Raw genomic sequence first — 13,898 nt, forward strand, 5'->3', positions numbered from 1 at the left:
TGCCAGCTACCGGAGAGGGATCGTCGGCAGGCGCTCGCCCCGGCCAGCGCGGCCCAGCCGGCCAGGCCCGGTCGCACGCCCCGGTTAGCATGGCCGCATGTACCTGATCGGACTCACCGGCGGCATCGCCGCGGGCAAATCCGCCGTCTCATCCCGCCTGGTCGAGCTGGGTGCGGTGCTGGTCGACGCCGACGAGCTCTCCCGTGAGGCCGTCGCCCCCGGTTCGCCCGGGTTCGCGCGCGTGGTCGACACGTTCGGCGAGGCCGTGCTCGCCCCGGACGGTTCCCTCGACCGGGCGGCGCTCGGCGCGATCATCTTCGCCGACCCCGACCGTCGTGCCGCCCTCAACGGCATCGTGCACCCGGAGGTCCGCCGGCTGTCCCGGGAACGAATGGATGCCGCATTCGCCGTCGACCCCGACGCGATCGTCGTGTACGACGTGCCGCTGCTCGTCGAGTCCGGCGCGCTCTCCACGTACGACCTGATCGTGGTCGTCGACGCCCCGGAGTGGGTGCGGCAGGAGCGCCTCGAGACGCTGAGGGGAATGTCGACGGATGACGCGCGCCGCCGCATCCACTCGCAATCGACCGACGCCGAGCGACGGGCGATAGCCGACGTCACCATCGACGCCGGCGGCACCGTCGAGCAGACGCTGGCTCAGGTCGACGAGCTGTGGGCGAGCCTGCCCCGCACCTGAAACGCCCTCGCCAAATGGCCGTTCCGCTGCTGGCAAACACGGGCAGCAGTGTCAGTGGTGCTGCCTAGAGTTGGATCATGCAGCCAACACGCTCCGTGCGCCCGTTCGAGGTCATCAGCGAATACACCCCGAGTGGCGACCAGCCCGCCGCCATCGCCGAACTGACCCAGCGCATCAACGCGGGCGAGACCGACGTGGTGCTGCTCGGCGCCACCGGAACAGGCAAGTCCGCGACCACCGCCTGGCTCATCGAGCAGGTGCAGCGACCGACACTCGTACTCGCGCACAACAAGACCCTCGCGGCGCAGCTCGCCAACGAGTTCCGCGAACTGCTCCCGAACAACGCGGTCGAGTACTTCGTGTCGTACTACGACTACTACCAGCCAGAGGCCTACGTGCCGCAGACCGATACGTTCATCGAGAAAGACAGCTCGATCAACGAAGAGGTCGAGCGGCTCAGGCACTCCACCACCAACTCGCTGCTCAGCCGGCGCGACGTCGTCGTCGTATCGACGGTCTCGTGCATCTACGGCCTCGGCAGCTCCGAGGGCTACCTCGAGGCCATGATCGCGCTGCAGGTGGGCACGCGCATCAACCGCGACACGCTCATCCGCAAGTTCGTGTCGATGCAGTACCAGCGCAACGACGTCGATTTCTCCCGCGGCAACTTCCGGGTGCGCGGCGACACCATCGAGATCATCCCGCAGTACGAAGAGCTCGCGATCCGCATCGAGATGTTCGGCGACGAGATCGAGGCGCTCTACAGCCTCCACCCACTCACCGGAGACATCGTGCGCAAGCTCGACGCTGTCTCGGTGTTCCCCGGCTCCCACTACGTCGCCGGCGACGACGCCATCCAGGCCGCGATCGTCACGATCAAGCAGGAGCTCGAAGAGCGCCTCGGCCAGCTCGAGCGCGAGGGCAAGCTGCTCGAGGCCCAGCGCCTGCGCATGCGCACCACGTTCGACCTCGAGATGATGGAGCAGATCGGCTTCTGCAGCGGCATCGAGAACTACTCGAGGCACATGGACCAACGCGCCCCCGGAGAGGCGCCGCACTGCCTGATCGACTACTTCCCCGACGACTTCCTTGTAGTCATTGACGAGTCGCACGTCACAATCCCGCAGATCGGCGCGATGTACGAGGGCGACGCCTCCCGCAAGCGCACCCTCGTCGAGCACGGCTTCCGCCTGCCCAGCGCCCTCGACAACCGCCCGCTCAAGTTCGACGAGTTCCTCGACAGGGTCGGCCAGAAGGTGTACCTGTCGGCGACGCCCGGCAAATACGAGATGGGCATCACCGACTCCGTCGTCGAACAGATCATCCGCCCGACCGGCCTCGTCGACCCCGAGATCGTCATCAAGCCGTCCAAGGGGCAGATCGACGACCTGCTCGAAGAAATCAGGGTGCGCACCAAGCGCGACGAGAGGGTACTGGTCACGACCCTGACCAAGAAGATGGCAGAAGAACTCACCGATTACCTCGGCGAGGCAGGCGTGCGCGTGCGCTACCTGCACTCCGACGTCGACACCCTGCGCCGGGTCGAGTTGCTCACCGAACTGCGGGCTGGCGTCTACGACGTGCTCATCGGCATCAACCTCCTGCGTGAGGGGCTCGACCTGCCCGAGGTGTCGCTGGTCGCGATCCTCGACGCCGACAAGGAGGGCTTCCTCCGCTCCTCGACGTCGCTCATCCAGACCATCGGTCGCGCGGCCCGCAACGTGTCTGGTTCGGTGCACATGTACGCCGACGTGCTCACCGACTCGATGAAGAAGGCCATCGAGGAGACCAACCGACGCCGCGAGAAGCAGGTCGCCTACAACCTCGAGAGAGGCGTCGACCCGCAGCCGCTGCGCAAGAAGATCGCCGACATCACCGACATCCTGAACCGCGAGGGCGCGGACACCGCCGAGCTGCTGTCCAAGCGCGACGGACGCAAGCGGTCACCCACGCCCAACCTCAAGCGGGAGGGTCTCGCCTCCGCCGGTGCCGGCGACCTCACGGCCATCATCCGCGACCTCAACGACCAGATGCTGCTCGCGGCCCAGGAGCTCAAGTTCGAGCTCGCGGCGCGGCTGCGCGACGAGGTGTCCGACCTCAAGAAGGAGCTCCGGCAGATGGAAGCGGCGGGTCACCTCGTTTGACGGCGACACTGGCAGCCAACCTGAGTGCCGCATGTGGGGCATGGCCCGATCGGTCGGGCAATGTCAGTGGCGTCCGTAGGATATAGAGAGTGTCTATTTCCCGGGTAGAGCCCGTTTCGCCTCCTTCTGAACTGACCTTCGACGAGTCCACTCTCAGCGTTCCCGCCGACATGTCGCGCCTCGCCGTGCGCGGTGCGCGCGTGCACAACCTGCAGAACGTCGACCTCGAGATCCCCCGCGACTCGCTCGTCGTGTTTACCGGGCTGTCCGGTTCCGGCAAGTCGTCGCTCGCCTTCGACACCATTTTCGCGGAGGGCCAGCGTCGCTACGTCGAGTCGCTGTCGGCCTACGCCCGCCAGTTCCTCGGGCAGGTCGACCGACCAGACGTCGACTTCATCGAGGGCCTCAGCCCTGCGGTGTCGATCGACCAGAAGTCGACCAACCGCAACCCGCGGTCGACCGTCGGAACGATCACCGAGATCTACGACTACATGCGCCTGCTCTGGGCGCGCATCGGCATCGCCCACTGTGCCATCTGCGGCGAGGTCATCGCCAAGCAGAGCGTGCAGCAGATCGCCGACCAGCTCATGGAGCTCGAGGCAGGCACCCGCTACCAGGTGGTCAGCCCCGTCGTATCCCAGAAGAAGGGCGAGTTCGTCGACCTGTTCCGCGAACTCGCGGCCGGCGGTTACTCGCGCGCCATCGTCGACGGCAAGACCGTCCAGCTCAGCGAACCGCCGACGCTGAAGAAGCAGGTCAAGCACGACATCTCCGTCGTCGTCGACCGCCTCGTCGCCGCCGACGACATCCTCACCCGCCTCACCGACTCGCTCGAGACCGCACTGCGGCTCACCGACGGCCTGGTCACGATCAACTTCATCGACAAGGAGGGCGACGCGGCGTTCCGCACCTTCTCCGAGAAGCTGTCGTGTCCGAACAACCATCCCGTGCAGCTCACCGAGATCGAGCCGCGCACGTTCTCGTTCAACGCCCCGTTCGGTGCCTGCCCCGAATGCTCCGGCCTCGGTACCCGCATGTCGGTCGACACAGAGCTGGTGCTCGGCGACGAGGAGCTCAGCCTCGCCGACGGCGTCATCCTGCCGTGGACCCAGTCCGGCAAGGGCCTGTTCAACTACTTCCAGCGCCTGCTGCAGGGCCTCGCCAGCGACCTCGACTTCTCCCTCACGACCCCGTGGCGCGACCTCGACGAGAGCGTGCGCAAGGCCATCCTCACCGGCAACAACTTCGAGGTCACCGTGCGGTGGAAGAACCGCTACGGCCGCGAGATGAAGTACTCGACCGGCTTCGAGGGCGTCATGCCATACATCGAGCGCAAGTTCCTCGAGGCGGAGACCGACGCCGCTCGTCAGCGCTACTCCAGCTACCTCCGCGAGATCCCGTGCCCGGTCTGCGACGGAAAGCGCCTCAAGCCCGAGGTGCTGGCGGTCACGGTGCAAGATCACAGTATCGCCGACGTCAGCGAACTCAGCCTCGTCAACGCGTTCGAGTTCATGCAGCAGCTCGAGCTGTCCGATCGTGACGCGGCCATCGCCGCCGCGGTGCTCCGCGAGATCAGGGCCCGGCTCGACTTCCTCATCCAGGTCGGCCTGACCTACCTCAACCTGTCGCGCTCCGCCGGGTCGCTCAGCGGGGGAGAAGCCCAGCGCATCCGCCTCGCCACCCAGATCGGCTCCGGGCTCACGGGAGTGCTGTACGTGCTCGACGAGCCCAGCATCGGGCTGCACCAGCGCGACAACCGGCGCCTGATCGAGACGCTCGTCAAGCTCAAGAACCTTGGCAACACCCTCATCGTCGTCGAGCACGACGAAGACACCATCCGCACCGCCGACTGGATCGTCGACATCGGCCCCGGCGCCGGCGAGTACGGCGGCCAGGTCGTGCACTCCGGCTCCTACGTCGACCTGCTCGCCAACACCCGCTCGATGACCGGCGACTACCTCTCCGGGCGCAAGTCGATCGCGACACCGAAGACCCGCCGCCCCGTCGACCCCGACCGCATGGTTACCGTGCACGGTGCGAGGGCCAATAACCTCCGCAACGTCACCGTCGACTTCCCGCTGGGCGTGCTCGTCGCCGTCACCGGGGTCAGCGGATCGGGCAAGTCGTCGCTCGTCAACGACATCCTCTACAAGGTGCTCGCCAACGAGCTCAACGGTGCGCGCCAGATCTCGGGCAAGCACACCAGGGTCACCGGCCTCGACAACCTCGACAAGGTGGTACACGTCGACCAGGCCCCGATCGGGCGCACCCCGCGCTCCAACCCGGCCACCTACACCGGCGTCTTCGACAAGATCCGCAACCTGTTCGCCGAGACCGGCGAGGCGAAGGCACGGGGTTACCTCCCCGGCCGGTTCAGCTTCAACGTCAAGGGCGGTCGCTGCGAGAACTGCTCCGGCGACGGAACCATCAAGATCGAGATGAACTTTCTCCCCGACGTCTACGTCGTGTGCGAGGTATGCAACGGCGCCCGGTACAACCGCGACACCCTCACCGTGCACTACAAGGGCAAGAACATCGCCGAAGTGCTCGACATGCCGATCAGCGAGGCCGCCGACTTCTTCGAGGCCATCGGCTCGATCAGCCGCTTCCTCAACACCCTGGTCGACGTCGGCCTCGGCTACGTGCGCCTCGGCCAGAGCGCCACGACGCTGTCCGGGGGAGAGGCGCAGCGCGTCAAGCTCGCCACCGAGCTGCAGAAGCGCTCGAACGGCCGCAGCATCTACGTCCTCGACGAGCCGACCACCGGCCTGCACTTCGAAGACGTGCGCAAGCTGCTACTGGTGCTCAATGGCCTCGTCGACAAGGGCAACACGGTCATCGTCATCGAGCACAACCTCGACGTCATCAAGTCCTCCGACTGGCTCATCGACCTCGGGCCGGAGGGCGGGTCGGGCGGCGGCCAGGTCATCGGCACCGGAACGCCCGAGCAACTCGTCAAATCCAAGAAGAGCCACACCGGTACCTTCCTCAAGGAAGTCCTGGCCGGGCGGTAACGGGCATGGCCGACACAGTGCACTACCGGCCGAAGGCCGGCGAGATTCCCACCCAGCCCGGGGTGTATCGATTCCGGGATGCCACGGGCCGGGTGCTCTACGTCGGCAAGGCCAACTCCCTCCGCGCGAGGCTGAGCAATTACTTCGCGCCGCTGCGGAGCCTCCACGAGCGAACCCGCCGCATGGTGCTCAGCGCCGACTCAGTCGAGTGGACCGTCGTCGGCACCGAGTTCGAGGCACTGCAGCTTGAATACACCTGGATCAAAGAGTTCGACCCGCCCTTCAACGTCAAGTTCCGCGACGACAAGACCTATCCGTACCTCGCGATCACCCTCGGTGACCCGGTGCCCAGGGTGTTGGTCACCCGCAACAAGAACCTCAGCGGTGCGCGGTACTTCGGTCCGTACACCAAGGTGTGGGCGATCCGCGAGACCGTCGACCAGATGCTCAAGGCGTTCCCGATGCGCAGCTGCTCCGACTCCACCTACAAGCGGGCCGAGCAGACCGGAAGGCCATGCCTGCTCGGCGAGATCGGCAAGTGCGTCGCCCCGTGCGTCGGCCGGGTCACCAAAGAAGAGCACAAGTCGGTCGCCGTCGACTTCGCCTCCTTCATGGGCGGCAACGACTCCCGCTACCTCGCCGAGCTCAACGCCAAGATGAAGAAGGCCGCGCAGGAGCAGGAGTACGAGGCGGCAGCCCGCTACCGCGACCAGCTCGGCGCACTCGAGGCCGCGCTGTCGAAGAGCACCGTCGTGCTGCACGACGACGTCGACGTCGACATCTTCGGCATCGCCCACGACGAACTGGCCGCCGCCGTGCAGCAGTTCCTGGTGCGCGGTGGGCGCATCCGCGGTGTGCGCAGCTGGGTGGTCGACAAGGAGCTCGACCTCGACCTCGGCGGCCTCGTCGACACGGTGCTGCAGAACGCCTACGAAGACGACGTGCCGCCCCGCGAGGTCATCGTGCCTGAACTGCCCGCCGATGCCGCCCCGCTCGAACTGCTGCTCAGCAGCATCCGCGCCGACCGACTCCCGCGTGGTGCGGGCCGGGTGTCCATTCGCACCGCGCAGCGTGGCGAGAAAGCCGCCCTCGCGTTGACCGTCGCGACGAACGCCAAAAACTCCCTCATGCTCTACAAGACCCGCCGCAGCGGCGACTTCGTGGCTCGCTCGCAGGCGCTCTCCGACATCCAGAAAGCGCTCGGTATGCCTGATGCGCCGTTGCGGATGGAGTGCTACGACGTGTCGCACCTCAGCGGCACCAACATCGTCGCGTCGATGGTCGTGTTCGAAGACGGGCTGCCCCGCAAGGACCAGTACCGCCGGTTCAGCATTCCCGACTCCACCGACGACACCCAGTCGATCTACCAGACCCTCTCCCGCAGGCTCGCGAACGTGGGCGAGGAGACATCGCGGGCGGACGACGCCGACACCGGCGTCAAGAAGTTCGCTTACCGCCCCAACCTGCTCATCGTCGACGGTGGCCAGCCTCAGGTCGCCGCGGCGGCGAAGGCGATGCGGGAGGCCGGCGTGACCGACATTCAGCTGTGCGGAATCGCCAAGCGGCTCGAAGAGATCTGGGTGCCCGACTCCGACTATCCCGTGATCCTGCCGCGCAACAGCGACGCCCTGTTCCTGTTCCAGCGCATCCGCGACGAGGCCCACCGGTTCGCGATCAGCTACCAGCGGCAGAAGCGCTCCAGCGACATCACGTCGCAACTGGCGACTATCCCGGGGCTCGGCCCGTCGCGCATCCGTGAGCTGTTGCGCCACTTCGGGTCGGTGAAGCAGCTCCGTGCGGCGCAGCCCGACGCGATCGCCGAGGTCAAGGGCATCGGGCCCGCCCTCTCGGAGGTCATCTACCGGGCACTGCGGCAGTAGGGGCGGCACCGGGCATCGGTAGTCTTGATGACAACACATGGAACGCATCGTGGGCGCGCAACCGCCCGGTGTTCCGAACCAGGGGCGTGAAAGAGAGCGGATGGCAGGCGAGCAGCAACAGGTCCTGATCGTCACCGGCATGTCCGGGGCGGGTCGGTCGACCGTCGGCAACGCGCTGGAAGACCTCGGCTGGTATGTGGTCGACAACCTCCCCCCGCAGATGCTCCGCCCGCTGGTCGACCTCGTCGAACGCGCGGGCACTTCGCTGCCCAAGATCGCGGCCGTCGTCGACGTGCGCGGGGGCAAGCTGTTCTCCGACCTGCGCGACATCGTCGAGTCGTTGCGGCAGGGAACCCGCCTCCGCGTGCTCTTCCTTGAGGCGACGGATGCTGCCCTGGTGCGTCGCTTCGAGCAGGTACGTCGTCCCCATCCGCTGCAGGACGACGGCACGATCCTCGATGGCATCACCGCCGAGCGTGCCCGCATGCTCGACATGCGGGAGGCCAGCGACCTCATCATCGACACGTCAGACCTCAACATCCACCAACTCGCGACAGTGATCGCGGGCAGCTTCGCCGGCGCCGACACCGCCGCCCTGCAGATCACCGTGCTCAGCTTCGGCTACAAGTACGGGCTGCCCTCCGACGCCGACATGGTCGCCGACATGCGATTCCTTCCGAACCCTTTCTGGCACAGCGAACTGCGACCGTTCACCGGGCTCGACCCGCAGGTCAGCGAGTTCGTGCTGGCGCAGGAGGGAGCGGCCGAATTCGTCACCAACTACGTGGCGGCGATCGCCCCCGTGCTCGCCGGCTACCAGCGGGAGAACAAGAGACACGCTACGATCGCCGTTGGCTGTACCGGTGGAAAGCACCGCTCGGTCGCGGTGGTAGAAGAACTGGCCGCGCGACTCAGGGATCAACCAGGCGTCGCCGTGAGCATCAAGCACCGAGACCTCGGCCGGGAGTGATCCGCGAGCACCGGGTCGCGGGTGCCGTACGCGCACGGCCATAGGACGCGTGCCACGCAGGCGGGCGACACCACGGGGCCGATGACGCAGCCGCGAGGCGCCAGTCGCCATTACGAATTCAGAACGCCGAGACTCGAACAAAGGACCCTCCCACCGTGGCACTTACCGCAGAGGTCAAAGACGAGCTGGCCAGGATCGACGTCCCCAAGACGACGGTGCGGGCGGCAGAGCTGGCCACGATCCTCAGGTTCTCGGGCGGCCTGCACCTCATCTCCGGGCGCATCGCCGTCGAATCCGAGCTCGATACCGCCCAGCTGGCCCGGCGCGTGCGCAAGGACCTCGCCGAGCTGTACGGCGTACGGAGCGAGATCTCGGTGATCACCGCATCCGGGCTCCGTCGCACCAACCACTACCTCGTCCGCGTGCTCGAGGGTGGCGAGACCCTAGCCAGGCAGACCGGGCTGCTCGACGCTCGCCGTCGTCCTATTCGCGGCCTGCCCAACAAGCTCACCACCGGCAACACCGACGAGCTCGCGGCAGTGTGGCGGGGCGCGTTCCTCGCCCACGGGTCGCTGACCGATCCCGGCCGCTCCGCTGCGCTCGAGATCACCTGCCCGGGCAACGAGTCGGCGATGGCACTGGTCGGGGCCGCCGGCCGGCTCAAGATCCAGGCGAAGGCCCGCGAGGTGCGAGGCGTGCACCGCGTCGTCATCCGCGACGGCGATGCCATCAGCGCCATGCTCGTGCACATGGGCGCGAAAGCCACCGTCGTGAACTGGGAAGAGCTCCGCCAGCGCCGCGAGGTGCGCGCAACGGCGAACCGCCTCGTCAACTTCGACGATGCCAACCTGCGACGCTCGGCGCAGGCCGCGGTAGCCGCCTGCGCCAGGGTCGAACGCGCCCTCGAGATCCTCGACGGCGACGTACCGGAGCACCTCCGCTACGCGGGCGAGCTGCGGCTGCGGTTCCGGGATTCCAGCCTCGACGAGCTCGGCCACCACGCCGACCCGCCGATGACCAAGGACGCCGTCGCCGGCCGGGTGCGCCGACTGCTGGCGATGGCCGACAAGCGCGCCGTCGAACTCGGGATCGCGGGCACCGACGCCAATCTCCCCCCTGACTACGAAGACGCCTGAGTAGCGCGGTCCGTGGGCGGCGTCGCACGGGTTTCTGGGTACGCGGGGGAGCAGGTGCAGCCTCCGATTACTAGACTTGACCAGTCATCCGGTTTGCCGATGCTCGGCCTCCGGACACATCGACGCAAGGAGAAATCACCCATGGCTGAATACACCCTCCCAACCCTCGCCTACGACTATGCGGCCCTCGAGCCCAGCATCAGCGGTGCCATCATGGAGCTGCACCACAGCAAGCACCACCAGGCATACGTGACCGGTGCGAACACCGCCCTCGCGCAGCTCGCCGAGGCCCGCGACTCCGGCAACCTCGCCAACGTCAACAAGCTGCAGAAAGACCTCGCCTTCAACCTCGGCGGCCACGTCAACCACTCGATCTTCTGGACCAACCTGTCGCCCAACGGCGGCGACAAGCCGGTCGGCGAGCTCGCAGCAGCGATCGACGACAACTTCGGGTCCTTCGACAAGTTCACCGCGCACTTCACCGCCGCTGCCCTCGGCGTGCAGGGCTCCGGATGGTCCGTACTCGTCTGGGACTCCATCGGACAGCAGCTCATCGTGCAGCAGTTCTTCGACCAGCAGAGCAACTTCGCCGCCGGCACCGTGCCCGTGCTGATGCTCGACGTCTGGGAGCACGCTTACTACCTCGACTACAAGAACGTGCGCGCCGACTACGTCAAGGCGTTCTGGAACATCGTCGACTGGGAGAACGTCTCGCAGCGCTTCGAGACGGCCCGCGTCAAGACGAACGGCCTGCTGGTACTGTCATAGCGGCTGGGTGCCCGGGGCGACCCGGGCACCTCCCCAGCGCGGGCCATGCCCGCGCATCTCATCACCGTTTTCCCCCGTGATACCCGGCTTCACCCCGCGCCCTCAGGCGCCTGAGCAACAGGAGAACCCTTGACTGTCAAGATCGGCATCAATGGCTTCGGCCGCATCGGCCGCAACTACTTCCGCGCGGCGCTTGCCAAGGGCAGCGACCTCGAAATCGTCGCGGTCAACGACCTCACCGACAACAAGTCGCTCGCCCACCTCCTCAAGTACGACTCCATCAATGGGCGCCTCGACGCCACCGTGGAGCTCGACGGCGACCGCATCATCGTCAACGGCAAGCCGATCATCGTGCTCGAGGAGCGCGACCCCGCCAACCTCCCGTGGGGTGAGCTGGGCGTCGACATCGTCATCGAGTCGACCGGACGCTTCACCAAGGCCGACGACGCGCGCAAGCACATCGCGGGTGGCGCCAAGAAGGTCATCGTGTCGGCTCCCGCCACCGGAGACGGCGTCGCAACCATCGTCCTCGGCGTCAACGAGGGCATCTACGACCCTGCAGTACACGACGTCGTCTCGAACGCATCGTGCACCACCAACTGCCTCGCCCCGCTCGCCAAGGTGCTGCTCGACAACTTCGGTATCGAGCGCGGCCTGATGACGACGGTCCACGCGTACACCGCAGACCAGAACCTGCAGGACGGCCCGCACAGCGACCTCCGACGTGCACGTGGCGCGGCGCAGAACATCATCCCGACGAGCACCGGAGCAGCGAAGGCGCTCGGCCTCGTCATCCCCGAGCTCGTCGGCAAGCTCGACGGCTACGCCCTGCGCGTCCCCGTGCCCACCGGTTCCATAACCGACCTCACGATCGAGACCTCGAGCACGGTCACGGTCGAGCAGGTGAACGCGGCATACAAGGCCGCAGCCGAGGGCGAGCTCAAGGGCATCCTCAGCTACACCGAAGACCCCATCGTCTCCAGCGACATCGTGGGCGACCCGCACTCCTCGATCTTCGACGCCGGCCTCACCAAGGTCATCGGCACCCAGGTCAAGGTCGCGTCGTGGTACGACAACGAGTGGGGATACTCCAACCGCCTCGTCGACATGACCGAGTACGTAGCCGAGCGTCTCTAAGCGCCGCGGGGTAATCGGGTGTCTCTTCGCACCATCGAATCGCTCGGATCGCTGGCGGGGAAGACCGTCATCCTCCGCTGCGACCTGAACGTCCCGTTGAAGGACGGCGAGATCACCGACGACGGGCGCATCCGCGCGTCGCTGCCCACCCTCGGCGCCCTCACCGGCGCCGGGGCTCGCGTCGTCGTGATCTCGCACCTCGGACGCCCGGACGGCGAGGTCGTCGAGAAGTACAGCCTCGCCCCGGTCGCGGCGCGGCTCTCCGAGCTACTGGGTGTCGACGTGCCGTTCGCCGCAGACACCTGTGGACCGTCGGCGAAGGCCGTGGTCGCAAGCCTCGGCGACGGAGACGTCGCCGTGATGGAGAACCTGCGGTTCACCCCGGGGGAGACCTCGAAATCGGCAGACGAGCGCCGCGCGTTCGCCGGGCAGCTCGCAGAGCTCGGCGACGTGCTCGTCTCCGACGGGTTCGGCGTGGTGCACCGCAAGCAGGCCAGCGTCTACGAGCTCGCAGAAATCCTTCCGAGCTCGGCCGGACTGCTGATCGCCTCCGAACTCGACGTGCTCGACCGCCTCACGGCGTCGCCGCAGAAGCCGTACGCGGTGGTACTCGGCGGGTCCAAGGTGTCGGACAAGCTCGGCGTCATCGAGCACCTGCTGCCCAGGGTGGATTCCATCCTGATCGGCGGGGGAATGCTGTTCACCTTCCTCGCGGCCCAGGGCCACGCGGTCGGAGCCAGCCTGCTGGAGAACGACCAGCTCGACACCGTGCGCGGTTACCTCGATGAGGCGACGAAGCGCGGTGTCGACATCGTGCTTCCCACCGACGTCGTCGTGGCGTCGACCTTCGCCGCCGACGCCGAGCACGTGGTTCGCCCGGCCGACTCGATCGAGAATACCGAGTTCGGCGATGCCGGAATCGGACTGGACATCGGACCAGACACGGCCGCGGCGTTCGCCGGCGTCATCCGTTCTTCGAAAACCGTCTTCTGGAACGGCCCGATGGGCGTGTTCGAGTTCGACGCGTTCTCGGGCGGAACCAAGACGGTGGCCCAGGCCCTGACCGAGGTCGACGGCCTCTCCGTGGTCGGCGGGGGTGACTCGGCGGCAGCAGTTCGTGCGCTGGGGTTCTCCGACGATCAGTTCGGACATATTTCAACGGGTGGCGGCGCCAGTCTCGAGTTCCTCGAGGGCAAGCACCTCCCAGGACTGGAGGTACTCGGATGGCAAGCATGACGACGACAGGTACGAGGCTGCCCCTCATCGCGGGCAACTGGAAGCTCAACCTCGACCACCTGCAGGCGATCGCATTCGTGCAGAAGCTCGCGTGGAGCCTCAAGGACGCCGCGGTCGACTTCGACGCCGTCGAGGTCGCGGTGTTCCCGCCGTTCACCGACATCCGTTCGGTCCAGACCCTGGTGTCGGCAGACAAGCTGCCCATCGCCTACGGCGCGCAGGATGTCTCGCAGCATGACACTGGCGCCTACACCGGCGAGATCTCCGGGGCATTCCTCAAGGCCCTCGAGTGCCGGTACGTGATCATCGGCCACTCTGAGCGACGCACCCTTCACGCCGAGGGTGACGACGTGGTCGCTGCCAAGACCGCGGCGGCGCTGAAGCACGGGCTCGTTCCCGTCATCTGCGTCGGCGAGACGGCAGACGACCTCGAGACCCACGGGCCGAGTGCCGTTCCCGTTGCGCAGCTGACGGCGGCACTCGCCGACGTCGCGGCCGACGCTGACATCGTCGTGGCCTACGAACCCGTCTGGGCCATCGGTTCGGGCAAGGCAGCCACCCCGGAGCAGGCGGAGCAGGTCGCCGCTCGCCTCCGCGAGGTGGTCGCTGAAGCCCTCGGTGCAGACGCCGCCGCAGCGACCCGCATCCTCTACGGCGGTTCCGTCAAGGCGAACAACATCGCCGGGTTCATGCGACAGCCCAACGTGGACGGCGCCCTCGTTGGTGGCGCGAGCCTCGACATCCAGGAGTTCTCGGCCATCTCGAGGTTCCACCAGCACGTCGGGGTCTGAGCACGCGTCACCAGGCGGCCGACCGGTCGTCGGTTCACCGAGTGGCGAGCACTCCAGGAATGCGCCCCGGGCTTCGCGCCCGGGGCGCATTCCTGTGTTCGGACGCCATCGACTGGCGCAGGCGT

10 protein-coding genes are annotated in these 13,898 nt (G+C 67.0%); all 10 read left to right on the forward strand.

Features of this window, described 5'->3' with window-relative positions; translation table 11 throughout:
- Nucleotides 1-97 precede the first annotated feature (97 nt).
- The 10 genes from coaE (at nucleotide 98) to tpiA (ending at nucleotide 13,773) form a co-directional block, all read left to right on the forward strand.
- Nucleotides 98-697: a dephospho-CoA kinase gene (gene coaE / locus G5S38_RS03960; protein WP_165064607.1), complete on the forward strand. Its 600-nt coding sequence runs from the start codon at nucleotides 98-100 to the stop codon at nucleotides 695-697.
- A 77-nt stretch (nucleotides 698-774) separates the two neighbouring features.
- The gene (gene uvrB, locus G5S38_RS03965; protein WP_165064610.1) at nucleotides 775-2,841 is read left to right on the forward strand and encodes an excinuclease ABC subunit UvrB; all 2,067 of its coding nucleotides are present in this window, start codon (nucleotides 775-777) and stop codon (nucleotides 2,839-2,841) included.
- A 170-nt stretch (nucleotides 2,842-3,011) separates the two neighbouring features.
- The gene (gene uvrA / locus G5S38_RS03970) at nucleotides 3,012-5,855 is read left to right on the forward strand and encodes an excinuclease ABC subunit UvrA (RefSeq protein ID WP_165064755.1); all 2,844 of its coding nucleotides are present in this window, start codon (nucleotides 3,012-3,014) and stop codon (nucleotides 5,853-5,855) included.
- A 5-nt stretch (nucleotides 5,856-5,860) separates the two neighbouring features.
- Nucleotides 5,861-7,735, forward strand: coding sequence for an excinuclease ABC subunit UvrC (gene uvrC / locus G5S38_RS03975; protein WP_165064613.1), 1,875 nt, complete (start codon nucleotides 5,861-5,863; stop codon nucleotides 7,733-7,735).
- A 100-nt stretch (nucleotides 7,736-7,835) separates the two neighbouring features.
- Nucleotides 7,836-8,705, forward strand: coding sequence for an RNase adapter RapZ (gene rapZ, locus G5S38_RS03980; RefSeq protein ID WP_165064616.1), 870 nt, complete (start codon nucleotides 7,836-7,838; stop codon nucleotides 8,703-8,705).
- 155 nt (nucleotides 8,706-8,860) lie between these two features.
- On the forward strand, nucleotides 8,861-9,841 hold the full coding sequence (gene whiA / locus G5S38_RS03985) for a DNA-binding protein WhiA (protein WP_165064619.1): 981 nt from the start codon (nucleotides 8,861-8,863) through the stop codon (nucleotides 9,839-9,841).
- A 141-nt stretch (nucleotides 9,842-9,982) separates the two neighbouring features.
- Nucleotides 9,983-10,609: a superoxide dismutase gene (locus G5S38_RS03990; RefSeq protein ID WP_165064622.1), complete on the forward strand. Its 627-nt coding sequence runs from the start codon at nucleotides 9,983-9,985 to the stop codon at nucleotides 10,607-10,609.
- Nucleotides 10,610-10,738: 129 nt separating this feature from the next.
- On the forward strand, nucleotides 10,739-11,746 hold the full coding sequence (gene gap, locus G5S38_RS03995; RefSeq protein ID WP_165064625.1) for a type I glyceraldehyde-3-phosphate dehydrogenase: 1,008 nt from the start codon (nucleotides 10,739-10,741) through the stop codon (nucleotides 11,744-11,746).
- An 18-nt stretch (nucleotides 11,747-11,764) separates the two neighbouring features.
- Nucleotides 11,765-12,982, forward strand: coding sequence for a phosphoglycerate kinase (locus G5S38_RS04000; protein WP_165064628.1), 1,218 nt, complete (start codon nucleotides 11,765-11,767; stop codon nucleotides 12,980-12,982).
- Nucleotides 12,979-13,773, forward strand: coding sequence for a triose-phosphate isomerase (gene tpiA / locus G5S38_RS04005; RefSeq protein WP_165064631.1), 795 nt, complete (start codon nucleotides 12,979-12,981; stop codon nucleotides 13,771-13,773). The genes G5S38_RS04000 and tpiA overlap by 4 nt, the downstream gene beginning before the upstream one ends.
- Nucleotides 13,774-13,898 lie beyond the last annotated feature (125 nt).

Source organism: Marisediminicola senii, assembly GCF_011057645.1.
GTDB lineage: Bacteria > Actinomycetota > Actinomycetes > Actinomycetales > Microbacteriaceae > Marisediminicola > Marisediminicola senii.

Coding starts and splice junctions, on each gene's coding strand:
- coaE (WP_165064607.1), top strand. CDS start 98: ATGTACCTGATCGGACTCACCGGCGGCATCGCCGCGGGCAAATCCGCC.
- uvrB (WP_165064610.1), top strand. CDS start 775: ATGCAGCCAACACGCTCCGTGCGCCCGTTCGAGGTCATCAGCGAATAC.
- uvrA (WP_165064755.1), top strand. CDS start 3,012: ATGTCGCGCCTCGCCGTGCGCGGTGCGCGCGTGCACAACCTGCAGAAC.
- uvrC (WP_165064613.1), top strand. CDS start 5,861: ATGGCCGACACAGTGCACTACCGGCCGAAGGCCGGCGAGATTCCCACC.
- rapZ (WP_165064616.1), top strand. CDS start 7,836: ATGGCAGGCGAGCAGCAACAGGTCCTGATCGTCACCGGCATGTCCGGG.
- G5S38_RS03990 (WP_165064622.1), top strand. CDS start 9,983: ATGGCTGAATACACCCTCCCAACCCTCGCCTACGACTATGCGGCCCTC.
- tpiA (WP_165064631.1), top strand. CDS start 12,979: ATGACGACGACAGGTACGAGGCTGCCCCTCATCGCGGGCAACTGGAAG.